The 25,365-nt window shown below is 41.6% G+C and carries 28 protein-coding genes and 1 pseudogene; 21 read left to right on the top strand and 8 right to left on the bottom strand.

From position 1 onward, the window contains the following. Positions 1-38 precede the first annotated feature (38 nt). The 5 genes from ACRQ5D_RS21665 to ACRQ5D_RS21645 are packed head-to-tail and all read left to right on the top strand — an operon-like array spanning position 39 to position 5,904. Complete coding sequence (locus tag ACRQ5D_RS21665; protein WP_432326555.1) at positions 39-1,424, top strand: O-antigen ligase family protein; 1,386 nt, start codon at positions 39-41, stop codon at positions 1,422-1,424. 12 nt (positions 1,425-1,436) lie between these two features. Then, positions 1,437-2,051: an acyltransferase gene (locus ACRQ5D_RS21660; RefSeq protein ID WP_091167725.1), complete on the top strand. Its 615-nt coding sequence runs from the start codon at positions 1,437-1,439 to the stop codon at positions 2,049-2,051. 10 nt (positions 2,052-2,061) lie between these two features. Continuing rightward, positions 2,062-3,405: a lipopolysaccharide biosynthesis protein gene (locus ACRQ5D_RS21655; protein WP_091167727.1), complete on the top strand. Its 1,344-nt coding sequence runs from the start codon at positions 2,062-2,064 to the stop codon at positions 3,403-3,405. A gap of 9 nt (positions 3,406-3,414) precedes the next feature. Then, positions 3,415-4,632, top strand: coding sequence for a glycosyltransferase family protein (locus ACRQ5D_RS21650; RefSeq protein WP_091167730.1), 1,218 nt, complete (start codon positions 3,415-3,417; stop codon positions 4,630-4,632). A 57-nt stretch (positions 4,633-4,689) separates the two neighbouring features. Next, positions 4,690-5,904: a glycosyltransferase gene (locus ACRQ5D_RS21645; protein WP_091167733.1), complete on the top strand. Its 1,215-nt coding sequence runs from the start codon at positions 4,690-4,692 to the stop codon at positions 5,902-5,904. A gap of 140 nt (positions 5,905-6,044) precedes the next feature. Here ACRQ5D_RS21645 and ACRQ5D_RS21640 read toward each other — a convergent pair whose 3' ends face one another. Genes ACRQ5D_RS21640 through ACRQ5D_RS21625 form a run of 4 tightly spaced genes read right to left on the bottom strand, consistent with a single transcriptional unit; the run spans position 6,045 to position 8,597 of the window. Next, complete coding sequence (locus ACRQ5D_RS21640; RefSeq protein ID WP_091167736.1) at positions 6,045-6,596, bottom strand: sensor histidine kinase; 552 nt, start codon at positions 6,594-6,596, stop codon at positions 6,045-6,047. 14 nt (positions 6,597-6,610) lie between these two features. After that, entirely contained in the window at positions 6,611-6,946 is a 336-nt protein-coding gene (locus ACRQ5D_RS21635; RefSeq protein ID WP_091167740.1) for an STAS domain-containing protein, read from the bottom strand. Then, positions 6,947-8,086, bottom strand: a complete 1,140-nt coding sequence (locus ACRQ5D_RS21630; RefSeq protein ID WP_432326553.1) for a SpoIIE family protein phosphatase — start codon at positions 8,084-8,086, stop codon at positions 6,947-6,949. It lies immediately after the preceding gene. Between the two features lie 10 nt (positions 8,087-8,096). Continuing rightward, positions 8,097-8,597, bottom strand: a complete 501-nt coding sequence (locus ACRQ5D_RS21625) for a hypothetical protein (RefSeq protein WP_091167743.1) — start codon at positions 8,595-8,597, stop codon at positions 8,097-8,099. A gap of 77 nt (positions 8,598-8,674) precedes the next feature. Between ACRQ5D_RS21625 and ACRQ5D_RS21620 the strand changes: the two genes are divergently transcribed. The 3 genes from ACRQ5D_RS21620 (at position 8,675) to ACRQ5D_RS21610 (ending at position 10,769) form a co-directional block, all read left to right on the top strand. Next, on the top strand, positions 8,675-9,277 hold the full coding sequence (locus ACRQ5D_RS21620; protein ID WP_431200380.1) for a glycosyltransferase: 603 nt from the start codon (positions 8,675-8,677) through the stop codon (positions 9,275-9,277). A 95-nt stretch (positions 9,278-9,372) separates the two neighbouring features. Then, entirely contained in the window at positions 9,373-9,597 is a 225-nt protein-coding gene (locus ACRQ5D_RS21615; protein WP_431200379.1) for a hypothetical protein, read from the top strand. Continuing rightward, the gene (locus tag ACRQ5D_RS21610; RefSeq protein WP_091167748.1) at positions 9,594-10,769 is read left to right on the top strand and encodes a glycosyltransferase family 2 protein; all 1,176 of its coding nucleotides are present in this window, start codon (positions 9,594-9,596) and stop codon (positions 10,767-10,769) included. Before ACRQ5D_RS21615 ends, ACRQ5D_RS21610 begins: the two co-directional genes overlap by 4 nt. 226 nt (positions 10,770-10,995) lie before the next feature. Here the strand turns inward: ACRQ5D_RS21610 and ACRQ5D_RS21605 are convergent, their stop codons facing one another. Further along, complete coding sequence (locus ACRQ5D_RS21605; RefSeq protein ID WP_091167751.1) at positions 10,996-11,721, bottom strand: glycosyltransferase family 2 protein; 726 nt, start codon at positions 11,719-11,721, stop codon at positions 10,996-10,998. A gap of 82 nt (positions 11,722-11,803) precedes the next feature. Here ACRQ5D_RS21605 and pbpC point away from each other — a divergent pair, with 82 nt between their 5' ends. The 13 genes and pseudogenes from pbpC to ACRQ5D_RS21540 all read left to right on the top strand — a co-directional run bounded on the left by pbpC (position 11,804) and on the right by ACRQ5D_RS21540 (position 23,543). Continuing rightward, positions 11,804-14,008 (top strand): penicillin-binding protein 1C, encoded by a 2,205-nt coding sequence (pbpC, locus tag ACRQ5D_RS21600; protein WP_431200377.1) that lies wholly within the window; start codon positions 11,804-11,806, stop codon positions 14,006-14,008. Then, complete coding sequence (locus ACRQ5D_RS21595) at positions 13,933-14,193, top strand: hypothetical protein (protein WP_431200376.1); 261 nt, start codon at positions 13,933-13,935, stop codon at positions 14,191-14,193. Before pbpC ends, ACRQ5D_RS21595 begins: the two co-directional genes overlap by 76 nt. 99 nt (positions 14,194-14,292) lie before the next feature. After that, positions 14,293-15,000, top strand: a complete 708-nt coding sequence (locus ACRQ5D_RS21590) for a 3'-5' exonuclease (RefSeq protein ID WP_091167756.1) — start codon at positions 14,293-14,295, stop codon at positions 14,998-15,000. A gap of 2 nt (positions 15,001-15,002) precedes the next feature. Next, positions 15,003-16,175, top strand: coding sequence for an ATP-binding cassette domain-containing protein (locus ACRQ5D_RS21585; RefSeq protein WP_431200375.1), 1,173 nt, complete (start codon positions 15,003-15,005; stop codon positions 16,173-16,175). Beyond that, on the top strand, positions 16,172-16,699 hold the full coding sequence (locus tag ACRQ5D_RS21580; protein WP_432326549.1) for an ATP-binding cassette domain-containing protein: 528 nt from the start codon (positions 16,172-16,174) through the stop codon (positions 16,697-16,699). Before ACRQ5D_RS21585 ends, ACRQ5D_RS21580 begins: the two co-directional genes overlap by 4 nt. Before the next feature lie 73 nt (positions 16,700-16,772). Further along, a complete protein-coding gene (locus ACRQ5D_RS21575; RefSeq protein ID WP_091167762.1) occupies positions 16,773-17,012 on the top strand; it encodes a hypothetical protein in 240 nt (79 codons plus the stop codon). Further along, on the top strand, positions 16,994-17,374 hold the full coding sequence (locus tag ACRQ5D_RS21570) for a type II toxin-antitoxin system VapC family toxin (RefSeq protein ID WP_176844451.1): 381 nt from the start codon (positions 16,994-16,996) through the stop codon (positions 17,372-17,374). The genes ACRQ5D_RS21575 and ACRQ5D_RS21570 overlap by 19 nt, the downstream gene beginning before the upstream one ends. Positions 17,375-17,457: 83 nt before the next feature. After that, positions 17,458-19,595 (top strand): annotated as a pseudogene (rnr, locus tag ACRQ5D_RS21565) (ribonuclease R). 89 nt (positions 19,596-19,684) lie between these two features. Then, positions 19,685-20,659 (top strand): polyprenyl synthetase family protein, encoded by a 975-nt coding sequence (locus ACRQ5D_RS21560; protein WP_091167769.1) that lies wholly within the window; start codon positions 19,685-19,687, stop codon positions 20,657-20,659. Positions 20,660-20,672: 13 nt separating this feature from the next. Further along, positions 20,673-21,062 carry a TonB family protein gene (locus ACRQ5D_RS21555; RefSeq protein ID WP_091167771.1) on the top strand — a complete coding sequence of 130 codons (390 nt, stop codon included), beginning with the start codon at positions 20,673-20,675 and terminating at the stop codon, positions 21,060-21,062. Between the two features lie 36 nt (positions 21,063-21,098). Continuing rightward, on the top strand, positions 21,099-21,494 hold the full coding sequence (locus tag ACRQ5D_RS21550) for an energy transducer TonB (protein WP_091167774.1): 396 nt from the start codon (positions 21,099-21,101) through the stop codon (positions 21,492-21,494). A gap of 6 nt (positions 21,495-21,500) precedes the next feature. After that, on the top strand, positions 21,501-23,093 hold the full coding sequence (locus ACRQ5D_RS21545) for a M1 family metallopeptidase (RefSeq protein ID WP_091167777.1): 1,593 nt from the start codon (positions 21,501-21,503) through the stop codon (positions 23,091-23,093). Positions 23,094-23,114: 21 nt separating this feature from the next. Then, positions 23,115-23,543 carry an energy transducer TonB gene (locus tag ACRQ5D_RS21540; RefSeq protein ID WP_091167780.1) on the top strand — a complete coding sequence of 143 codons (429 nt, stop codon included), beginning with the start codon at positions 23,115-23,117 and terminating at the stop codon, positions 23,541-23,543. Positions 23,544-23,619: 76 nt separating this feature from the next. Here ACRQ5D_RS21540 and rpmA read toward each other — a convergent pair whose 3' ends face one another. The 3 genes from rpmA to ACRQ5D_RS21525 all read right to left on the bottom strand — a co-directional run bounded on the left by rpmA (position 23,620) and on the right by ACRQ5D_RS21525 (position 24,981). Further along, on the bottom strand, positions 23,620-24,042 hold the full coding sequence (rpmA, locus tag ACRQ5D_RS21535) for a 50S ribosomal protein L27 (RefSeq protein ID WP_091167783.1): 423 nt from the start codon (positions 24,040-24,042) through the stop codon (positions 23,620-23,622). A 49-nt stretch (positions 24,043-24,091) separates the two neighbouring features. Beyond that, on the bottom strand, positions 24,092-24,400 hold the full coding sequence (gene rplU, locus ACRQ5D_RS21530) for a 50S ribosomal protein L21 (protein ID WP_090467954.1): 309 nt from the start codon (positions 24,398-24,400) through the stop codon (positions 24,092-24,094). A gap of 104 nt (positions 24,401-24,504) precedes the next feature. After that, the gene (locus tag ACRQ5D_RS21525; protein ID WP_431200371.1) at positions 24,505-24,981 is read right to left on the bottom strand and encodes a hypothetical protein; all 477 of its coding nucleotides are present in this window, start codon (positions 24,979-24,981) and stop codon (positions 24,505-24,507) included. Between the last annotated feature and the right edge of the window lie 384 nt (positions 24,982-25,365).

Below are 25,365 nucleotides of genomic sequence, written 5' to 3'. Positions count from 1 at the left end.
CATCCGTTTGCCCTGTTTTTTTGGTTATTACCTCACTTGTGATAAGTTTTTTAACCTATAAGCTTGGATTTATAGGCGTAGGTGCTGTTTTTGTGATGACAATGGGTTTACCCATTGTATTTGCCATTACCGTTTATCCCGAATTCGGCATTTGCGCGCTTATCACAGGTGCATTTTTCATCAGTTACATTGCTGAATTTTTACCAAGCGGAGTACCTATCGGTACGTTGATGGATGTAACCACCTATCTGCTTATCTTTGGTTTTTTTATAAAACAGCGCACTGAACAAAACTGGACCTATTTTAAAAATCCTATAAGCTACATGATACTGGTGTGGCTGGCCTACAATATGTTTGAATTTGTAAACCCTGCGGCCGCGTCACGGCTGGCCTGGATTTATACCGTTCGGACTGTGGGTTTCATTATGCTGATGTACTTTGTTTTTGTTTACCAGATCCGCACGGTAAAGTTCATAAAAACGCTTTTAAAACTTTGGATATTGCTGGATATACTGGCGGGAATCTCTGCTTTTCAACAAGAAAACATTGGCTTTTTTCCATTCGAGCGCCGATCCCTGTATTCCGATCCGCTCCGTGTAAGTTTGTTGTTCATCAACGGGCATATGCGTAAATTTGCCATCTTCTCGGACCCTGTAACATTTTCATACAACATGGTTATAGGCGCATTGCTCTGCATTGTACTCATTATGGGCAAATTACCTGTCAAACGCAAAGCATTACTGGGCTTTATCGCCGCTTTCTTTTTATATGTTATGCTTTATTCCGGTACAAGGGCCGCCTATGTATTGGTACCGGGAGCGCTTTCTATGCTGGCCGTTTTAAACTTCAACAAACGGGTTTTATTTTTCACGCTTGTGGCAGGAGGTATGCTCGGCATTTTGATAGTAATGCCAACCTCCAACCCATTGATCAAGCGGTTTCAAACAGCTTTTAACCCATCCGATGACGCATCTTACAACGTTCGTGCTGAAAATCAAAAGAGGATCAAGCCTTATATCCTTTCCCACCCTATTGGCGGCGGCTTAGGTTCTGTAGGCGTTTGGGGCCGTAAGTTTTCACCAAACTCCATGTTAGCCAAATTCCCTCCGGACAGCGGTTATGTGCGCGTAGCTGTTGAAATGGGCTGGATTGGGCTCATCCTATTTTGTACGCTGTTTTTTGTGGTGCTTAAAACGGGAATAAACTTTTACTTCAGTATCAAAAATCCCGAACTTAAAAACTACTGCCTGGCTATGTTGCTAATCTTGTTCGCGTTCAATATTGGTAACTTTCCGCAGCAGGCTATCGTTCAATACCCATCAAACATCCTGTTCTACCTGGCCATATCCATCCTTGTAGTATGCAAGCGCCTTGACAACCAGGAGCAGGAGCAATTAAAAAAAACAGTACAGGGACAATACTAATTAATTAAGCAGATGTCATTTGTATCATCCATAAAATCAAATCCCAAATTAAAAAAATTAGTCCACTGGATGCTTATTCCGCCCGGACAGTCGAGGCCAAGGCTTTGGGTTAGGCTGATACTTAACCGCTTTTTCCATCACCGGGGTAAAAACAGTGTAGTAAGGTTTAATGCACGGATGGACCTTTTTCCGTTCAACAAGTTTTCACTTGGCGCAAAAAGTATTGTGGAAGACTTCGCTGTGATCAATAACGGCGTTGGCGATGTATTTATCGGGGAAGGATCAGGCGTTGGCATCAGTACGGTAATAATTGGCCCGGTTAAAATAGGCAATTTCAGCATGACAGCGCAGCATGTTGTAATATCCGGCCTTAATCATGGCTATCAGGACGTAAGTATGCCGCCACGCCATCAAAAAGTAACCACCCAACAAATTACTATTGATGATAATGTTTGGATAGGTGCTAATTGTGTGGTAACCGCCGGTGTAACCATTGGTAAACATTCGGTTATTGGGGCTGGCAGTGTGGTTACGAGGGATATCCCGCCTTATTCGGTAGCAGTTGGCAACCCCGCCAAAGTAATAAAACAATATAATTTTACAACACAATTGTGGGAGAAAGCGTAAAACATGATACATGAGTTTATTTAAAAAATTAATAAACAAACACACGCTTTCACTGGCAACCAACGCCGTATTGCCGGTTTTGGGAATGGTGATACTATCACTGCTGGCCCGCCGCTTAAGTAAACCCGCCTTTGGCAACTATGTGTTTTTCCAGATTGTATTTACGCTGGCCGATACCTTTCGTACGGGTTTTCTGCAAACATCGGTCATAAAATTTTATTCAGGCTCTACACCCGAAAAAATGAAAAACATATCAGGCTCTGCCTGGTACCTGGGTTTTATGGTCACCTGCGCATTTGCCGTCGTAAATCTCCTGATCTATCTTATTTACACAAATCCGGATGCTGATATAGGTATTACGCTTAAATGGTTTAGCTTCATTTATTTCTGCACACTCCCCTCGGCAGTGAGCCTTTGGACGCTCCAGGCCGAAGAACGCTTTGATAAAATGTTCACGCTGCAATTAATGAACCAGGGAGGTTTTCTGGCGCTGGTGGTTGGCGTTGCCGTTGCAGGCAAATCAAATTTTGAAACAACTATATATTGTTACTTTACAGCTAACCTGTTAAGCAGCGTTATTTGCATTACTACAGGCTGGGCTAAGGTAAAAACCATAGCACACAAAAACTGGGCTACAATAAAACAAATGGCCCATTTTGGTAAATACAGTGTAGGCACATCTATAAGTTCATACCTGCTCAGGAGCTCTGATACATTTATCGTAAAGCCTATGTTCAGCCCCGATCTGTTGGCTGTTTATTACATTCCGCAACGGCTTATGGAGATTTTTGAAATCCCGCTAAGGGCTTTCATTTCTACTGCATTGCCGGTAATGTCGGCGGCTGTACAGCGGGGCGATCAAAAATATGTCACCTATATCATGAAAAAATATGCGGGCATGCTTACCATAGCGCTTACCCCTATCGCTGTTATCTGTTTCGTTGCTGCCGACCTTATTATCGGGCTGCTATTTGGCGCTAAATACCAGCATTCTGATGCAGGCAATATCTTTAGGATTTTTATGTGTTACGTAATGCTGCTGCCTATCGACAGGTTTTTCGGTATAACGCTTGATATCATCAACAAACCCCATCTTAACATGATCAAAGTGTTCCTGATGCTAACTGTTAACATAATAGGCGATTTTACGGGAATTCTCATTTTCCACAACTTGTATGCGGTAGCAGTTGCTTCTATCTTTACCTTTGCTACCGGTGCTATATTTGGTTACTGGGCATTAAAAAAACATCTTCAGTTTAAAATATCCGACATCTTTGTTTTAGGCTACATCGAATTAAAAGAGTTTATAGGTGTTGTGATGGGCAAAATAAAAGGAAAACGACTAACTGAATAAGCAATTTATATGGAGCTTAAAAACCGGCATATCGTAATATTTTCGCAAATGCAGTTTGATAGCCGCCTCGAATCAACAAACTATACTATGGCCAAACATTTGGCCATAGATAACTACGTGTATTATGTTGACAGGCCCTATACCTGGAAAGATTATATCCAGTTTAAAAATACGCCGGGCTATAAGGCACGCAAACCGCACTTCTTTTCTCCTCAAAATAGTTTTATCCAAACAGAGATCCCTAATTTAAAGATCATTATTACGCCTCCGGTACCGTCGATTAATTCGTTGCCCGAAGGAGCTGTCTATCGGCTGGCCGTGAAAGTGAACGAACGAATTGTAGCGGCCAGGCTCAATAAGATTATTAAGAGCCTTAAAATAAAGGACTACATCTTTATCAACTCCTATGCGTTTTACTATCCAAGCTTGCATCGGTTGTTAAAATTGAAACCGTTATTAAAAGTTTATCATTGCGTTGATCCACTTATTGAGGAATACCAAATTCGTCACGGCCTTATATCCGAAGATATATTGGTGAAAGATATGGATCTGGTGATCAGCACCAGTAAAGAGTTACGCAATGCAAAAGCAAAACTTAACCCTAACTCTTACTTCGTACCAAATGCAGCCGACATCGGCCATAGTCAAAAAGCGCTGGATCCGGCGTTGCCTGTAGCAGATATCCTTTCTGATATCCCTAAACCGATAATCGGCTATTTCGGCAATATTGAGCGGCGTATTGATTATAATTTGTTAACGCAGCTACTCGAACAAAATCCCGATAAAAACTTTGTATTTGTAGGGCCGGTTGGTAAAGATTATGAAAACAACCCCGCTTTTAATGCGCCTAATATTTTCAAAAAAGGAGCAGTACCCTATGAGCAGTTGCCTGCCGTGCTTAAGGGATTTGATGTTGCTATTATCCCCTTCAAAAAAGATGACGTAAGCAGTTCCATTTTTCCGCTTAAGTTATTTGAATACCTGGGCTCGGGCCGGCCGGTAGTGATCACCGATTTTAACGAAGATTTAGAAGAGTTTACCGGCGACAGCGTATATATCTGCAAAAATGTTGATGAATTTTCTGCTGCCCTTAATTTATCGTTAAACGACACTCCTTTTTTACAACAAAAAAGATTAAAAATAGCCGCACAAAATACATGGGAGCACCGTATAACAGAGATCAAAAGTTTGCTGGCAACAAATTTGAACAATAAACGGAAAAGTTAATTTTTAATAATACAACCTGCTGCTAATTAATACAAACAGGGTTTAGCAATAAAACACATGGAAATCATTAAATTCATAGCATCCCTAATCGCCATTTTGCTGTTTATATACCTTGGTGTATATAGCCTGTACCTGTTTGTATTTTCGGTACTCGGAAAATTAATCCCCATCAAACAGCCGGCCACAGCCACTGCGCTCAGTAAATTTATAGTTTATATCTGCGCTTATAAAGAAGATGAAATTATTCTAAACTCGGCGGCGGCGGCACTAACTATCGATTACCCTGAAGATATGTTCACGGTTTGTGTGATAGCCGACTCCATGAAACCTGAAACCATTGTTAAATTAAAGCAGATGCCTTTGCAGGTAGTAGAGGTGGTTTTTGAAACCAGCACCAAATCAAAAGCGCTGAACAAAGCCATTGAAAACACGGCGGTTGGATTTGATGCCGCGGTTGTTTTTGACATTGATAACATTGCCGCGCCCGATTACCTATACCAGATCAACAACTATTTACAAGCAGGTCACCGGGTGGTGCAGGGCCATAGGGTAGCAAAAAACTCAAACACGCAGGTAGCAATACTTGATGCTGTAAGCGAAGAAGTTAACAATCATATTTTCAGAAAATCGCAGCAGTTGTTTAATTTTTCGGCAGCCATTATAGGTTCGGGTATGGCCTTGGAGTACAACCTGTTTGTAAATGTAATGTCGCGTATTGATGCCGTAGGCGGGTTTGACAAGGAAATGGGCTTATTATTGACCCGTGATAAGATCCATGTTGCTTATGCAGAAAAAGCGTATATCTACGATGAAAAAGTGAGTAATCCCGCAGTGTTTGAAAAGCAGCGTAAGCGCTGGCTTTCGGCTCAGTTTAACTTGCTTAAAAAGTATGGAGCTACCGCGCCGGCCCAATTTTTCCGCGGCAATTTTGACTACGTGAATGAGATTTATCAGATGGCTATCCTGCCGCGCGTATTAATGCTTGGCCTGATGCCTTTTATGCTATTGATCTCTTTTTTCACTCCGGGCATAGGCCCGCACTGGCATTTGTGGCTCGGGGCAACAGTGGCTTGTTACCTTGGTATCGTAGTTGCCATACCAACATCGTTTTATAATAGAAAACTTTTAGAAGCCATGCTTAAACTGCCGCTTATATTTTTCACCATGTTTTTACTGCTGTTTAAGTTAAAAGGGGCAAACAAAAAGTTTATTCATACGCCGCACGATAATGCTCCTACAGAACCGGTAAACGAACAGACAGCTGTGAAATAGCGAAAACGAGAGTGATAATTAATTGCCCAATAATATAATTACTTTGCCGAAAGTTGTTTCCCTGGTGGTTGTAATTCGGCTACTTATATAACATCCCCTTGACCCATTAACAAAGGCCTTCAGAAATTATGCAATGATGCCTAACGCTGTTTAAGTTCAATTATCGAAGTAAATGTATTTACGCCTGTATCAGGTTTATGTTTGTAGTTAAACGCATCGCTGGCACGTGCGATGATCATCAGGCCATAATGTTCATTTAACCCCATAATGGTTTCCTTGTTAACATACCGTACATCAAGGTCTTCGGTAAAAAACTCTAATTGGTTACTGTTTTTCACCCGTCCTTTTAATGTACCGAAGTCATCACCATAGATGGCAATTTCATTTGGGGTAAATTTGCTGTGCGTTAACGGCCAGGTTAACAATGCCTGCCTGGTATTAATTTGCAGCGGCCTTCCCTTATCCTGTTTACTTATATATAATTTGTTATTTTTCAGATCAATCCCGATCCTGGTAACATCATCCCCCATGTGCTTGAGCGAGTTGGTAAGCAGTTCAATCAGGATGGTTTTTATCCTGAAGCCGGCGTCGTCATCAACTATATCTTTTGCCATGTTTTGGATATAGTTAATGATCTGGACAGTTAAAGGATAAATACCTTCGGTTTCATTGTTAAAAACAAATTTTTTCAAGGTAGTAAATTCGTTTATGCCCCGGTTAAAGCCTCCTGTGTATTTGTATAGATCCTGAACACCTTATCAAGCCGCACCAATTGAAACAATGACCTGATATCATTATTTAAGCCAACTACGGCAATGTCTCCCCCGCTGTTCATGGCCAGTTTAAGAGCCGATACCAATGCGCCCAAAAAAGAACTGTCAACATATATTACCTGTTCAAAGTTTACAATAACATACTTATTTCCTTTATTGATCAGGCTCATCAGTTCCGACTTAAATTGTTCAGCATTTCCCAAATTCGCCTCTTTAAGCAGGATATCCGCAATTAATGCATTATTAAGCAGATGTGTTTGTAATATCATTTAGCTGTTTTTTTGAATAAATATTAAACTGCAGTCATCAATTTGTTCTCTCGCTTTTTCGTTCAAAAAGCCATCGTGTTTTAAGGTTGCAAATGAATTGGTTTTACCAAGATATTTTTCAATCTCATCAATAAAACTGTTCAGATCGGTTTTCTTTCCTGCCGGTGTCTCTTTATCTATCAATCCATCTGTTATCATGATCAACTGATCACCAGGCTGCATGGTAAATAAATGTTCATCAAAGCCGCCCTCTTTACTAATCCCCAGCAACAAGCCTGATGAGTTAATCCTGTTAAGTTTATTTTCCCTGGAGCTAAAATACAACAGCGGCAAGTCGCCCGCGCCGGTATAACTTAGCGTTTCATTCTCCGGATCGATCCTGACAAGTGAAAGTGTCGACAGCACGTCGCTCACAACCGGGTCATGGTAAATTACCGAGTTGATTTTTTGCATGATACTTTTGGTTGATACGTCCCCTTCCGAAACACATATCCTTACAGCTGCCCTTATATAGCTCAGATAGCCGAATGAAAAAAACCATGCTCCCCATTTTTTGCCCATCACATCGCCCAGGATAATAAAAGTATACCTGTTATTTATAGTTAGCACATCAATAAAATCTCCGCCCGGGTAATTCTCAAACGATTTATGCCAGAAATCTATTTCAAAGCCATTAATACGGGGTATTTCCTGCGGAACGGAATACAAATTTAAGGCTATTGCGGCGCTGCTCAGCTCCCTGATCGTGTGTTCGTGGCGTTCGCGGATGCTGTTCAAAAAATTATTGATCTTTGAGATAATGACCACAATGGGTGTATCCTTATCAATGTAGTCAATAGCATCAAGACTGATCCCCGCTATCATGTGAGCGTGATCGGTAACCGATGTTAAAAACATAAAGGGGATATTTTTATACTCAGGTACAGTCATTAAATGCTGCCTGAATGCAAAACCATCTGTACCGGGCATTTGATAATCAGACAAAATCAAATCGGGGATCTCATTTTCAAGCACCGTCATAGCTTCCTTTACATTACCTGCCTTGCGGCTAATAAAACCCTCTTTTTCCAAAGCCTGGCCTATAACCATCAAAATCAGCGGGCTATCATCAACCAGGAGTATTTTTGGACGTTTCGGCATATTAGTGAGTTCAGGCGTTAATTTTTCGGAGTAGGGCATTTATAAACAAATATACACCCGATAATACTATTAACACCGATATAACATCCATTAAAGTTATACCGTCGTCCTTTGAAAAATAAAAAATGGTAAACATTTCAAAATATGGCGGTGCAGGCATGATGATCATGGCTAAACCAAGTATGATCATGGTAACCGCAATCGCTACCAAAACTATATGTTTTATTCTTTCATGCAGCAGGTATTTCTTCGATTCCCGGCTATCAACCTGGTGTTGGGTAAGTAAAAATTCCAGGTTTGTTACCATATCAAGCCGGCTTTGCTCCTGATCTAACCCGCTAAAGGCATCAAATTTTTGCTGGTTCGAATTACTTTCAATAGCATTATTAATTTTTTGCTGTATGGCTTTAACAAGTTCTTTATCAACATTCCCCTTTTTCAGCAATTGTATAAGCTCATCTGCTTTTATGGTAAGCAGTGACTCATCATTATTTGGTTGGTTATTATTCAAAGGAATATAGTGATATAATTGGTTAACTTTTACTAATATTAGCCGTAAAAAGCAATATCGATAATAACCCCTTTTAGATGAAAAAAGTTTCTGTTGTTACTGTAAGTTTTAATCAGCCATCCGTTACCGAGGAAATGTTATTATCAATTAAAAATACAAGTACTTATAGTAATATAGAAATAATTGTTGTTGATAATGCAAGTAAGATAGATCCGGTTCCAGGCTGGAGAATAAAATTCCCCGAAATAATATTTATCCGCTCAGATGTTAACCTTGGTTTTGCCGGTGGAAATAACCTCGGGCTTACGGTAGCAACCGGCGATTATATTTTTATGGTGAACAATGATACCGAGTTTACCCCGGGTTTAGTTGAAAAACTGGTTGAGGTAATGGATAGTAACACCGCCGTAGGAATGCTGTCGCCCAAGATCAAGTATTTCAGTGATAAACAATTAATACAATATGCGGGCTACACACCTATGAACTATTACACCTGCCGAAATAGCGTGATAGGCTTAAAGCAAAAGGACGAAGGTCAGTTTGATAATATAACTGCGCCTACAGCCTACTGCCACGGAGCAGCCATGATGATCAGGAAAGAAGCTATTGAAAAGGCGGGCATGATGAGCGAAAACTTTTTCTTTACTATGAAGAGGTTGACTGGTGCGAACACATCATAAGAGCAGGTTTTAAAGCCTGGGTTTGTACCGATGCGCTTATTTACCATAAAGAATCTGTTTCGGTAGGCAAAAAAAGCAAACTAAAAGAATACTTCATGAACCGGAACAGGATCCTTTTTATCCGCCGGAATGCCCCGCCGCTTAAAAAAGTATTATTTTATTTTTATTTTCTGCTGATTGTGGTACCCCGTAACCTGGTTAACTACGTCAAAGAAAAACAATACGACTTTATTCCGATGCTTTTTAAAGCAGTATGGTGGAATTTTACCCACTCAAAAAACAGCAGCAATTTAGGATACCCCATTAACACCATAACATGAAAATAATTTTAGCCATAAGCCTTTTTATTGTTTTTTACACTTTTGCCGGGTATGGGATTTTTCTGTACCTGATCATCAGGATCAAAAGGGCTTTTAAAGGCCGGAAAGCTCTTCCTTCAGAAAACCTGGATGAACTTCCTACCTGTACTTTGGTGATAGCCGCTTACAACGAAGAATATTTTATTGAGCAAAAGATCAGCAACAGCCTCCTGCTTAATTATCCCGAAGGAAAACTAAAACTGCTTTTCGTAACCGACGGGTCATCGGATAAAACACCCGCTATTGTTGCCAGGTACCCGCAGATACAATTGCTGCACCAGCCACAGCGCGCCGGCAAAATAGCCGCGGTACATCGTGCCATGAACTATGTTGATACAGACGCGGTTGTATTTACCGATGCCAATACATTTTTAAATAAAGATGCATTGATCAAGATCTGCAGGCATTACAGCGATGCAACAGTTGGCGCCGTTGCGGGCGAAAAACGGGTACATATTGATGAGAACGCAGATGCCAGTGCGGCTGGTGAAGGGTTCTACTGGAAATATGAATCGGCCCTGAAAAAATGGGATTCGGAACTATATTCGGTTGTGGGTGCGGCAGGCGAACTGTTTAGTGTGCGCCGCTCACTATATCAGCCTGTTGAAGCGGATACTGTGCTTGACGATTTTATGATCTCGATGCTGATAGCTGCTAAAGGCTACCGCATTGTTTATGAACCTGAAGCATACGCTACCGAAACGGCGTCGGAAAATGTGTCGGAAGAGTTAAAACGAAAAGTGAGGATAGCTGCCGGCGGAATGCAATCTATTTTAAGGCTAAAAAAATTATTCAATCCTTTCCCCTACCCAATTTTATCGTTTCAGTATATCAGTCACCGGGTTTTAAGATGGACCATTACACCGTTCCTGCTTATATTATCGTTTATTTTAAACGTTGTGCTGGCTCTTAAACCTGGAGAAACAGCTATGCAAGGATTATTATTGGCGCAGATATTGTTTTATTTGCTGGCCTTGCTTGGGCTGATAATGGAAAAGCGGCAGCTCCGTATAAAAGTTCTTTTCATTCCCTATTATTTTTGTGTTATGAACTATGCAGTGCTGGCGGGCATTATCCGCTATTTTAGTACCAAGCAAAGCGCGGTTTGGGAAAAAGTACAACGGAAGCAGTAAAACATTGATTTTAGTTTTGATGACAACTATTTTTTGAATGTCAAACATTTTAGAACCTGTTTAACACGTTGATTTGTATATTGAGACGCGTCACATTGCATCTACTGTGTGCAATTTAAAATGGATTGGGCCACTCTAAAAAACGGCTTTCGTCATTCAAGTTCTTGCTGATAATTTCAGTGAAGAAGAAATACGGTTTATGAAAGCTACTGCTATAGAAAAACTCTTACTTTGATTTAAACAATCCATATTTAAGGATGCAGTAAATAGCCCTAACCCCATCCTTCCATCCTATCTTTTTGCCTTCCTCATAAGTACGGCCATAATAGGAAATGCCTACCTCATAGATCCTGATGCGGTGTACCCTCGAGATTTTTTGGGTAACCTCGGGCTCAAAGCCAAAACGCTTTTCAGTGAGCTTTATGGATTGGATAACTTTGGTATTGAACAGTTTATAACATGTTTCCATATCAGTAAGGTTAAGATTGGAAAACATGTTTGAAGCAAAAGTAAGCCATCTGTTGCCAATGGTATGCCAAAAAAACAGGATACGGTGAGGGTTGCTTCCCATAAACCTGGAACCATAAACCACATCAGCAAAACCCGCTACTACGGGCTTTAACAGATCGTTGTATTCAGCCGGATCATATTCAAGGTCGGCATCCTGGATGATCAGGTAATCGCCTGTAGCTTTTGCTATACCTGTATGTAAAGCTGCTCCCTTACCTTTGTTTACTTCGTGCTTAAAGTATTGAATGTTAACTTCGGGGTTGGCAAGTTTATATTTATAAATAGCTGCTTCTGTATCATCCTTTGAGCAATCATTTACAATGATCACTTCTTTTTCAATATAGTTGATAAGGTTTACCTCTTTAATTTTATCCAAAATTAAATGGATGGTTTTACCTTCGTTGTAAGCCGGAATAATAATTGATAATTTTTGTATCGTCATTTATTGTATTATTGCCTGGTAGATTTTTGCCACAATTATAGTTGTATAAACCTGAACTGGCTTAATATTTTTATATTTAGTAATGCAATTTGCGCTAAAACGAGCTAAAAGTTATTTAAAAAAGCCTAAAGTTATAGTATCACTTTTCTTTTTGTTTGTTTTAACCCTGATATTTTGGTTTTGTTTGCCCAATCCTTTATTTAATAGTCCCACCTCCTACGTAATTGACGATGATCGGGGCCAGTTACTCGGTGCATCCATAGCAAATGATGGCCAATGGCGCTTTCCTTATAATCCCACAGTACCTGAAAAATTCAAACAATGTATTATCACTTTTGAGGATAAACGCTTTGAGCACCACCCCGGCTTTGATATTGTTGCTTTTAGCCGGGCCATCAAGCAAAACCTGAGCTCGAAAAAGGTAAGCAGCGGCGGCAGTACCCTTACTATGCAGGTGATCAGGCTGGCTACCAGGCATAAACGCAATATCTGGAATAAACTGAAAGAGATTTTCATGGCAATGCGCCTTGAAATATCCCATAGCAAAAGCGAAATTTTAGCGTTATATACCAGTAACGCCCCCTTCGGCACCAATGTCATTGGGTTGGATGCTGCCTCCTGGCGATATTTTGGCCGCAGCCCGGATAAACTTTCCTGGGGCGAAATGGCGGCTATGGCTGTTTTGCCTAACTCGCCATCCCTGGTACACCCTGGCAGGAACAGGGCCATACTGCTCCGCAAACGGAATTCATTATTGGATAAATTGCATAAGGCAGGTATCATTGATAGTACAACTACAGCCCTCGCCCGGCTCGAGCCTGTGCCCGACAGACCGGTGGCCCTTCCTCAACTTGCTCCACACCTGCTGCAACGTTTTAAAACCGATCATCAGGCTAAGCCAGAGGGAGATACCCGCATTACAAGCAGCATCAAGTCGTCGCTTCAGCAACAGGTAAACGATATCCTGGAGCAGCATCATAGTTTACTAAAGGCTAACGACATCAACAATATTGCCGCCATTGTACTTGATGTTGAAACAGGTGCAACACTTGCATATGCCGGTAACATATCCCACCGGGAGGACCCGCAAATGGAGAGCGATGTTGATGTGATAGATGCCCCGCGAAGCCCCGGAAGTACCCTGAAGCCGCTGTTATACGCGGCAATGTTGCACGACGGACTGATATTGCCCAATAGCCTGATGCCCGACGTACCTACCATGATCGCGGGTTACCATCCGGAAAACTTCGATCTGGGTTATGATGGTGCTGTCCCCGCATCACGCGCCTTATCCCGTTCGCTGAATGTACCGGCGGTTAAAATGCTGCAGCAATACAAATATGAGCGTTTTTATGATTTTTTGCATAAAGCAGGCATCACCACTTTAACCAAACCTGCCGATCACTATGGACTGTCGTTAATATTGGGCGGGGGTGAAAACACACTTTGGGAATTAAGCGGCGCTTATGCCGATATGGCGCGCGTACTTAATCATTACAACAAAAACAATGGCAAGTATGATCCTGCTGATTTTCATAATCCTGTTTATGAAAAGAAGGCTACAGCCAAACCTGAACTTGAAAAGTCTGGGTTATTGGATGCGGCTTCTGTTTATTACACTTTCCAAGCCATGGAGGAAGTGATGCGGCCGGGCGAGGAAATGCTATGGCAGCAATTTAGCTCGAGCCAGCGGGTGGCCTGGAAAACCGGTACAAGCTTTGGCTTTCGCGATGGATGGGCAATTGGGGTTACTCCTAAATATGTTGTTGGCGTTTGGGTTGGCAATACCGATGGCGAGGGCCGGCCGGGCTTAACGGGCATTAACACAGCTGCACCTGCCCTGTTTGAAATCTTCAGGCTATTGCCCGTATCGCGCGATTGGTTTGAAATGCCAATGGGCGAAATGGTGAAAATAAATGTGTGCAAACAAAGCGGCTACCGGGCCGGGCAATACTGCCAGGATGCAGATGAGCAATATGTACCCAAAAGCGGCCTGAAAGCCCCTGTTTGTCCTTACCATCAATTGGTGCATTTATCTGCCGATGCCAAATGGCAGGTAAACGGTAATTGTGAGCCGCCGGATAACATCCTCAATAAAAGCTGGTTTGTGTTGCCGCCATCTATGGAATATTATTACAAAGCCAGAAACTATCAATATCATGTACTCCTCCCTTTCGCCCGGATTGTATCCAGGCCGACAATGGAAATACAATGGAAGTCATCTACCCTAAAAACGGTGCTAAAATATACGTGCCCCTTGAAGCAGACGGCACCCGTGGCCGCATGATTTGCAACGCAGCACACCGCCAGCCAGGTATGAAGATTTTTTGGCACCTGGATGATCAGTACGTTGGCGAGACCAAAGATTTTCACCAGGTGGCTTTAAACCCACCTCCGGGCAGACATATTCTTACGTTGGTTGATGGCAACGGCAATACTATCAGCATAGCGTTTGAAGTATTGAAGAAATAAAAAACACAACTTATCGATTTTAATTTTTCTGTAAACTAAATGTCCGCAGCAACCATCTACTAACTTTATCATTATATTGGCTCAATAATTTTTAACCGGATGCTTGAACAGTACGATCTGCATAATTTATTGGTAATTGATATCGAAACGGTGCCGCAGTACAGCACCCACGAACAACTGCCCGAAAATCTGCAGGTTTTATGGGAACTAAAAACCCGGCATCAACGCAAAGATGAACCTGCTGACATTCATTATGAGCGCGCCGGCATCTGGGCCGAGTTTGGTAAAATAGTTTGCATTTCGGCCGGGATCTTTATTGCCGGGAAAAACATTGGCTTGAGGGTAAAATCTTTTGCATCACATGATGAAAAAGAATTGCTTACCAAATTCTGCAACCTGTTGGTCAGTCAACCGCCCAACCTTATTTTATGTGCTCATAATGGCAAGGAATTTGACTTCCCGTACCTCTGCCGCCGTTTACTGGTAAACGGCATATCAATTCCGCCGCAGCTGCAAATAGCGGGTAAAAAGCCCTGGGAGATTGTCCATTTAGATACCATGGAATTATGGAAGTTTGGCGATCACAAACATTACACTTCCTTAAACCTGCTTACCACAATTTTTAATATCCCAACCTCAAAAGACGATATAGATGGCAGCGATGTAGGCCGCGTATACTGGAATGAAAACCAGTTGGAGCGCATTTGCGCTTATTGCCAAAAAGATGTGATAGCTACAGCACAACTATTAAGACGTTACCGCGGCGAAGAACTGATAGCAGACGAATTTATAACCATTGTAGGCTAATAATGCTTAAAGTCAGTGATCTGTCGGTTAGTTTTAAGAATGGTAAAAACCAGTTCACAGCGGTAAAGGGAATTTCTTTTACACTTAACAAAGGTGAAACCATTGGCATTGTCGGCGAATCCGGCTCGGGCAAATCTGTTACCTCCCTTGCCCTGATGCGTTTGCTTAATGAAGATCAGGCCCTAATAGATGGCTCTGTGCTTTTAAATGGTGTATGCCTGTGTAAATTATCGGAAGATGAAATGCGGCGTGTGCGCGGCAACCAGGTAGCCATGATTTTCCAGGAGCCAATGACCTCGCTTAACCCGGTACTTACTTGTGGCTTTCAGCTTACGGAAGCTATCAGGTTGCATTTGGGATCAAGTAAAGCGGAGGCTAAACAAAAAACCATTGAGCTGTTTAAAGAAGTACAATTACCGCGGCCCGAAGCCATATTCAACAGCTATCCTCACCAGATTTCGGGCGGACAAAAACAACGGGTAATGATAGCGATGGCTTTGGCCTGCAACCCGGAGATTTTGATTGCCGATGAGCCCACCACTGCACTTGACGTTACCGTGCAAAAAACAATCATTGAGCTGCTGCACAAGCTTAAAGCTGAAAGGCATATGAGCCTGATCTTTATATCGCATGATTTGGGTGTGATCAAAGAGATTGCCGACCGGGTTTTGGTGATGTACAAAGGCGAAATTATAGAGGAAGCCGCGGTAAAAGATCTATTCGCAAATCCCCGGCACCCTTATACTAAAGGATTGCTGGCCTGCCGTCCTTCCCCGCAGCAGCATTTGAAAAAACTCCCTGTTGTGGCCGATTTTCTGGATGGGGCCAGGCCCGCAGTAACTATAGAAAGCATCAGGGAATTATATCATTACCCGGACACCGAAATCGCCGAAAGAAAGCGTAAACTATATGAACAGCAGCCTTTGTTAAGGGCAGATAAATTAAATACCTGGTTCCCTACAGATACGGGGCTTTTCAAACGAAAAGATCATGTTGTAAAAGCAGTGAACAATGTAAGCTTTGATGTATACCCAGGCGAAACCTTAGGCCTCGTCGGCGAATCAGGCTGTGGAAAAACCACTTTGGGGCGAAGTATTTTAAGGTTGATAGAACCTACTTCGGGGAAGGTCTCTTTTGATGGTACTGATCTTCGTGAACTTAAAAAAATGAGTTGAGGCAGATCAGAAAAGATATCCAGATCATTTTTCAGGATCCATACTCATCATTAAATCCTAAGCTTACCGTTGGCCAATCACTTATGGAGCCATTGCAGGTACATCAGTTTTACAGCAATGATACAACCCGCAAACGAAAAGTGCTGGAACTACTTGAACGGGTTAACCTGCTGCCCGCGCACTTTGACCGTTATCCGCATGAGTTTTCGGGTGGACAACGGCAGCGGATTGTTATTGCCCGGGCTTTGGCGCTCCAGCCTAGATTTATCATTTGCGATGAATCAGTTTCCGCGCTTGATGTATCGGTTCAGGCCCAAGTATTAAACCTCATTCGCGAACTTCAGGACGAACTTAAATTGACCTATATCTTTATTTCGCATGATTTGGCCGTGATTAAACATATCTCCGACCGGATGATGGTGATGAACAAAGGCGAGATAGTGGAAACCGGCTATCCCGACGATATTTATTATCGCCCAAAAGAAGAATACACCAAAAGGCTGATTGCTTCAATACCGGGTTGATCAGGCTGCATAAATATCCAATCTAAATGTTTAAATTTGTTAAAAGCACTTTTTTTATTTAACCATTAAAAAAATGATACGCACGAAAGTGACACCGGAACAACAGGATATTTCTATTCATATTCCACAGGACTATGTAGGGAAACAGATAGAAGTGCTTTTGTATGCTGTGGATGAGTTACAGGAAGAAAAACAGATAGAAGGCAAAAAGCCATCTGATTTTAGAGGCAAGCTAAAATTATCCGATGAACAATACATCGATTTCCAAAATCACGTAAAAAACATCAGAGACGAGTGGAAGAGGGATATTTAATTGACACAAACGCAATTATCGATTATCTCGAAAGCAAATTACCAGAAAAATCAAACCAGCTTTTAGATAATACAAATTTTCAGCTTTCCGTAATTTCGCGCATTGAACTTTTAGCCTGGCCCAAAGCTACTGATAGCCAATTAAAACTTTTAACCGATTTTATAAATATATCACACATATTTGATTTCAATGAGCCAGTGATTCTAAAATCAATTGAAATCAGAAAAAATTATCGTGTAAAACTCCCCGATGCAATAATTGCAGCGACAGCGATAGTCAACAAGCTGACTTTAATAACAAGGAACATCAGCGATTTTTCAAAAATTTCGGATTTAAAATTACTTGATCCATATCGCTCGTAGGCACTCTTGATGTCTATTTAAGCATTTGAATACCATCATTCCCACACCCCAAAATTCTGTATCTTTGATGCAAATACTATTCTATGTCTAAACGCAAGAAAAACAACTCTTCTATACACCAGGTACTTACCCAAATGGTACTTGATATATTTGAACAAAACGGCAATACGCCACTCAACTATAAACAGGTTTCTGCTAAATTAAACGTCCGTGACCCCGAATCGCGCGAGATCATCTACGACATCTTAAAAGACGAGGTTAAAAAATCGGTATTAAAAGAAATCGCTCCGGGCAAATTCCAGCTGCTTGAACTTAAAACCTTTATTGAAGGCGTAGTTGACCTCACCAACGATGGTTCGGCCTTTATCGTTACCGATGACGAGTTTGAAAGCGATATTTTCATCGCTCCGCGTAAGCTTCGCACCGCTCTTAACGGCGACCGTGTGAAAGTTTATGTATACGCCAAAAGTAAAGGCAAGCACAAAGAAGGCGAGGTTATCGAAATTCTGCAGCGTGCCAAAATGGAGTTTACGGGCATTGTTAAACTCTCAGAACGATACGCGTTTTTTATTCCTGATGATCGTAAGATGATGCACGATATTTTCATCCCCATTAGCGAGCTTAACGGGGCTAAAAATGGCATCAAAGCTGTAGCCGAAATCACCGACTGGCCAACAGAAGCTAAAAACCCTATCGGAAGGATCAAACATATCTTAGGAGCCCAAGGTGAAAACGATACGGAGATGAACGCCATCCTGGCCGAATATGGTTTTCCGCTATCATTTCCTGCCGAGGTTGAGCATGATGCTGAAGAAATTCCGGACGTGATCACGCCCGAAGAAATTGCCAAACGCCGTGATTTCCGAAACATCACAACCTTCACCATCGACCCATTTGACGCCAAAGACTTTGACGATGCCCTGTCCTATCGCGTGCTGGATAATGGCAACTACGAAGTTGGTGTTCACATTGCGGATGTATCGCATTACATTACCCCTGATTCAGCTTTGGATAAAGAGGCTTTAGACAGGGCTACCTCTGTTTACCTTGTGGACAGGGTTATCCCGATGCTGCCCGAAAGATTATCAAACGGTCTTTGCTCGCTCAGGCCAAAAGAAGAAAAGCTTTGTTTTTCTGCAGTGTTCGAAATGGATGAAAATGCCAATATCATTACCGAATGGTACGGTAAAACCATCATCTACTCCGACAGACGCTTTACCTATGAAGAAGTACAGGAAGTAATAGAGACGGGAAAAGGTGATTTTAAGGAAGAAATATTCAAGCTCAACGCACTGGCTTATAAGCTTCGCGACCGTAAATTTAAAAACGGCGCTATCAGTTTCGAAACTACCGAAGTTAAGTTTAAACTGGATGAAAACGGCAAACCAACAGGCGTTTATGTAAAAGAGCGCAAAGACGCCCATAAACTAATCGAAGATTTTATGTTGCTGGCTAATCGCAAAGTGGCCGAGCGGGTGAGCAAAATGGGCAAAGGCAAACACAAATACACTTTTGTTTATCGTGTGCATGATTCGCCCAAGCCCGATGCGCTGGCCAATTTTGCCCAGTTTGCAGCCAGGTTTGGTTATAAAATCAATACAAAATCTGACAAGGAAACAGCAAAATCCCTCAATTACCTGATGGAAGACGTAGAGGGAAAAAAGAACAGAACGTGCTAACCCATCTGGCTATCCGCTCCATGGCCAAAGCTATTTACACTACCAAAAGCAGTGCTCACTACGGTTTGGCTTTTGATCATTATACGCACTTCACCTCGCCAATTCGCCGTTATCCTGATGTCATGGTACACCGGTTGCTGTTTCATTATTTAAATGGCGGACAATCGGCCAATGCCGAGTTTTATGAAAAGCTCTGTTCGCACAGTTCTTTAATGGAGAAAAAAGCAGCCGATGCAGAGCGTTCTTCAGTAAAATACAAACAAGCTGAGTATCTTCGCGACCAGGTTGGTAATACCTTTATGGGCATCATATCGGGGGTTACCGAATGGGGTATGTATGTAGAAATCATTGAAAACAAATGCGAGGGTATGATCCGCCTGCGCGATATCTCGGACGATTTTTATACTTTGGACGAGAAAAATTACGCCATCATCGGTCAGCGTAAAAAGAAAATTTACCAACTGGGCGATGAAGTAAAGATTAAGGTAAAACAGGTTGATCTGACCAAAAAACAGATAGACTTTATATTGGTACAAGAATAATGAACCGTGATTCGCCTGATTTTAGGATTTCCTGATATTTATAATCAAGTCGATCCTAAAATCAAGAAAATCAGGGTTCCCGTAAACAAATGAAACAACTTACAGAGTTACAGTTACTAATAAATGATGCAGTAGGCAAACTAAGCTATCCCGCTTACCCGGCCGATCTGTATGAACCGATAAGCTATATTTTATCTATTGGCGGAAAACGTATGCGCCCTGCCCTGCTCCTGCTGGCCTGTGACCTTTTTGGCGGCGACGTTGACAAGGCTATTGAACCCGCACTGGCTATAGAGGTATTCCATAATTTCACGCTGATGCATGATGATATTATGGATAAAGCCCCGCTCCGCCGTGGCAAAGCAACTGTGCATGAAAAATGGAACGCCAATGTCGCTATCCTCTCCGGCGATGCCATGATGGTAGAAGCCAACCGCCTGATGATGAAGGTTGATGACAGCATTTTGCGTAATGTACTTGACGTTTTTAACGATACTGCGACCGGCGTGTGCGAAGGCCAGCAAATTGATATGAGCTTTGAACAGCGTAACAATGTAAGTATTGAAGAATATATCAACATGATCCGTCTTAAAACGGCGGTGCTGTTAGGTGGTACATTAAAAATCGGCTCCATCATTGGCGGTGCAGCTTTAACCGACGCAGACCTGATCGATGCTTTTGGCGTAAACCTGGGCATAGCGTTTCAGCTACAGGACGACATACTGGATGTTTATGGCGATCCTGAAAAGTTTGGCAAGCAGGTTGGCGGCGATATCATCTCCAATAAAAAAACATTTTTGCTAATCAGGGCCCTTGAACTGACAAAAGGCAGCCAGGCACAAACGCTAAACCAATGGCTAAGTGCAGCTGAATTTGACACTGCAGAAAAGGTTAAAGCTATAACCAACATTTACAACGAACTTGATATCAGGCAGCATGCTGAAAAAGCGATGCAAACCTATGCCGATAGAGCTTTCGTAGCCCTCGACGCTATTAATCTGCCCGAAGATCATAAACAATACCTGCGAGATTTTGCAGACGGCTTGCTGGTGAGGGAGAATTGATTTATATTTAAGGATGAAGAAATTTTCACCCATCCTTATCATTTTAATGGTTTCATTAAGCGCTAAGGCGCAAAAACTTACGCCTCCGCATTTCCGTGGTGGCGATAAGGCATTTCATGAATTTTTAGATCAAAACTTAAAATGGCCAAAGGAGGTAAGCGGAGGAGAAGGCATTGTTACCATAAGCTTTTTTGTTGAAAATGACGGCCGTTTAACCGACTTGAAAGTTGTTAAAGGCATGAGTGAACCTTTTAATAAAGAAGCTTTACGGGTAATTTCTTTATCAAAAAAATGGATCCCGGCCATGCGCGACGGGCATTTTATTAAATCAAAATATTCCGTCCCCATACAATTTTATACCGTGCAGGATGTGCAAGTTTTAGATAGCGCAAAAGCTAATTGACCAATCATCATAAATTTCACCAAGGAACAAAGGTCGATGAAGAGAATCCTGTCCGCTGCGATGTTCATAATGGGAGCCCTAGCAACAAAAGCTCAAACAACTGATACAACAAAGGCTAAAGACCCCGTATTTACATCAGTTGAGCAAGTTCCTGTATTTCCGGGTGGCCTCCAGAAGCTTGCCATACTCATTCATGAAAATTTTAAATATCCTAAAGGAGATACAATTGAAGGCCGGGTATATGTTGTGTTTGTGGTAGAAAAAGATGGAAGTCTTAGCGATTTAAAAATTGCCAAAAGTTTATCCAAGGCTACAGATACGGAAGCGCTACGGCTTATAAAAATGACTTCCCCCTGGCAACCAGGCATGAGAGGGGGCCAGCCCGTAAGGGTTCAATATGCCTTACCCATTAACTTTAAACGCAGCCATTAATATTCTATGAAAAAAGCCATACTAATTTCAACTATATTCCTTTTTGCCGGATATGTTCGTGCCCAAACCCTCACCTCAGGCGGAAAGCTTAAACCCGAGCAGGCCATTATGGATGTTCGGCATTATACAATCTCTCTTGTTGTGGATCCGGAGCAAAAAACCATTAATGGTTTTACTACCATTGATGTAATCATGGCGAAACCAACCAGGGTTTTATTGTTTGACCTGTTAGATTCTTTAACTATCAGCAAGGTTTTAGTAAATGGCAAACAGGAAGCATTTGAATACAAGAATAACCTCATTACCATTAATACAGCCAAAGAGCTACCTGCCGGTAAAGCAAGCGTAAAAGTAATATATGGTGGCAAACCCCATGTTGCCCGTAGGCCACCATGGGATGATGGTTTTATCTGGACCCGCGATTCAACCGGGCACCAGTGGATGGCTATCACTGCCGAAGGCACTGGCGGCAAACTGTATTTCCCATGTAAAGACCATCCATCCGACGAGCCGAACGATGGCGTAGATATGTTTATCACTGTTCCTAAAAACCTCGTAGTTGCCGGGCCTGGATTATTAAAAGGCGTAAGCAAGCAAAAGGGAACAGCGACATTTCATTGGCAAACCAAATACACCATTAACAATTACAGTATATTATTCAATGCAGGTGATTATACCGTGGTAACCCGTCCGTATACTACTGTAGATGGGCATAATGTACCCATCCAGTTTTATGTATTAAAAGAGCATGCCTCTAAGGCCGAGCACCATCTTGATATCTTTGTAAAAACAATTAAAGAGCAGGAGAAATATTTTGGTGAATATCCCTGGGTAAAAGAAAAGATAGGCATAGTTGAAACTCCTCATCTGGGCATGGAGCATCAAACCATGAATGCTTACGGTGCCAAATTTAAATACACCAAAGTTGGGGGCGAAGATTACGATGGCCTGATGCACCACGAATTTGGTCACGAATGGTGGGGAAACAAAGTAACCGCCAAAGACTGGGCCGATTACTGGATCCATGAAGGCATCTGTACTTACGGCGATGCGCTGTATGTAAGGGAATTTGAAGGCGAGAAAGCTTATATCAAGTTCTTCCAAAACTCGGCACTCTCATTCGGCAATAAAATTCCGATTGTTATCGGGAAAGATATTGACGAAGAATCGGCTTATAATGGAGATATCTATGGTAAAGCTGCTTTCTTTATGCATACGCTCAGGTATATTATGGGCGATAGCACTTTCTTCCCTACCCTTAAAAGTTTTGTTACCGACCCACGTTATACTTACAGCAATTTGGCCAATACCGATGATGTGATGCAATATTTTAGCAAGGCTGCGGGTAAGGACTTGAAACCGCTATTTGATCTATACATCTACTCAATCAATAAACTTGAAGTACATGTAAAAGCTCAGCGAGGCGATAAATACCAGGTTCAGTTGTTAAATATAGATATGCCCTTGCCTGTTGACATTACAACTGACGGTGTTACCAAACGTTATACACTTGATAAAAAAGGCATCACCGTAACCAGCAAAACCATGCCGGTTATCGATCCTGATACTTACTATTTAAAGAAACTGATCATCGAATAAATAAAGTACTACTATCTTAAGATGAAACATGTCCTACTTATCGCATTTCTATTTGTAATGTTATTACCCGCCGTTAAAGCGCAGACAGCGAAGATAGACACCTCAGTTTATACCGAGGTTGAGCAACTTCCGGAATTTCCTGGTGGTGTTGAAAAATTTAAAGAGTATATATCGAATACTATAAAAAAATCCCCACTTAAAGACCTGCCTTCAGGATTGGTCATTATTACCTTCATTATAGAAAATAATGGCAGTATAACCAATACCCATGTAACCAAAGGGTTAACTTCTGAAACTGATTCGCTTGCCATCGACATAATAAAAAGAGGCCCTAAATGGAAACCGGCTCAGCAAAGCAGCAAAACCGTACGTTGCCTATACTCTGTACCTGTATTGTTTGGAAAAGGTAACGATATACCAGCCGTTGTAAAAAAGATAAAAGAGCGATAATCGGAAATATCTGCAAAACAAAAAATCCCGATCAAAACTGACCGGGATTTTTTATATCCTAATACTTGTTAACTGATTATTCAGCTACAGTTTCTTCAGCAGCATCAGCAGCTTCTTCTTTTTTAGCTTTTGGTGCAGCAGCTTTCTTTGCTTTTGGAGCTTCTTCAGCAGCAGGAGCTTCAACAGCTACAGCTTCTTTTTTAGCTTTTGGTGCAGATGCAGCTACTTCTTCAACTTCAGCAGCTTCAAACGGAACTACTGATACGTATGAACGATTATCAGCTTTCTTTTTGAAAACTACGATACCTTCAGCCAGTGCAAATAAAGTATGATCTTTACCAAGACCAACGTTTAAACCTGGATTGTGTTTGGTACCACGCTGACGAACGATGATATTACCTGCGATTGCTGGTTGACCACCGAAAATTTTGATACCTAAGCGTTTGCTATGCGACTCACGACCGTTTCTTGAGCTACCGGCCCCTTTCTTATGTGCCATTTTTTATTTCTTTTATGGAATTGCAGAACAACTCCGGTTCAACCTTTAATTATAATGTAATACCGGTGATCTCAATTTTGGTAAATTGCTGACGGTGACCGTTTTTCTTTTTGTAACCTTTTCTTCTTTTCTTTTTGAAGATAATTACTTTATCACCTTTTAAATGTGACACGATCTTAGCCGATACTTTAGCACCTTTCAAATCAGAACCTAATTTGAATTTACCTTCGTTTTCTGCTAACAATACACTGTCAAATTCAATACTAGCGCCTTCATCGCCTTGTAACCTGTGTACAAAGATCTGCTGGTCTTTTGCAACTTTAAATTGCTGTCCTGCTATACTTACTATTGCGTACATGTTTGTTAAATATTGTTTTAAATTTCGAGGTGCAAATATAGGGATTGATTATTTAATAAACAACATCCCGATATTTTATTTTTTACCACGATTCTCTACATCAGTTAGTTTTTTTGAATCTCGGCTATCAACCTTTGATTAGCGTCAATCAGTTTAGGATTGCCAAAATAATCGGTATCAAAGATCACACGCTTGGTTTTTTCTTTGTATTTGAACTCAATAATGTACCGAACAGCTTTTCCATCAGCAACTTTCGACGTATCACCCGTTTCCTTCGACGGAAAATCCCAGAAACCCAGGTCGGCAGCTTTACGGTGCAGGTATAACAGGTCATCTTTAGTTAAACGCAAATGCTCTTTAACCAACGAATCGCGCCTGTCAAGGTATTGGAACATACCTGTACGTGAATCGTATTTATTTACAAGGCTATCCTTATGACCATACTGAAAACTGATCGATTCGAAATCAACGAAGCGGTATGGCGCATTCTTAATCATCATGCCATAATAATACACGCAGTACAGTATAAACGGCACCACAACAGTCATGATCAGAAATACTTTTTTTAAACGGGGAGACATATATAATTATTGAGTTATTGAATTAGTGAATTATTGTTTTTTCATCATGTAATTGCGAGGTACGAAGCAATCACGAACTATACAGAGCGATTCTATATCAGAGACTATCAACAGCTATAATTTATAGGTGTTAATGAACTGCATTCGGTCGGCTGTCTTCGTTTCTTATAATGCCATAATTATAAATTGATTATTAATGCTTTTTTCTATCTACAAACTTGGGCGTTGCCTGCGGCCCGGGCTTTCCGTTACAAGTCCTCACCTTTCCTGCCCGCAATCCCAGCCCGCGCTGTGGGCTTTTCACTACAATCCCTAACGCGGCCATACGCGCCAGCTCTAAAATATATTTTCCCATCATCACTGCTTTTTGGGATTTACCCTATA

This window comes from Mucilaginibacter sp. P25 (assembly GCF_050859465.1).
In the GTDB taxonomy this organism is placed as follows: domain Bacteria; phylum Bacteroidota; class Bacteroidia; order Sphingobacteriales; family Sphingobacteriaceae; genus Mucilaginibacter; species Mucilaginibacter gossypii.
This window is presented reverse-complemented; position numbering and strand designations above follow the sequence as displayed.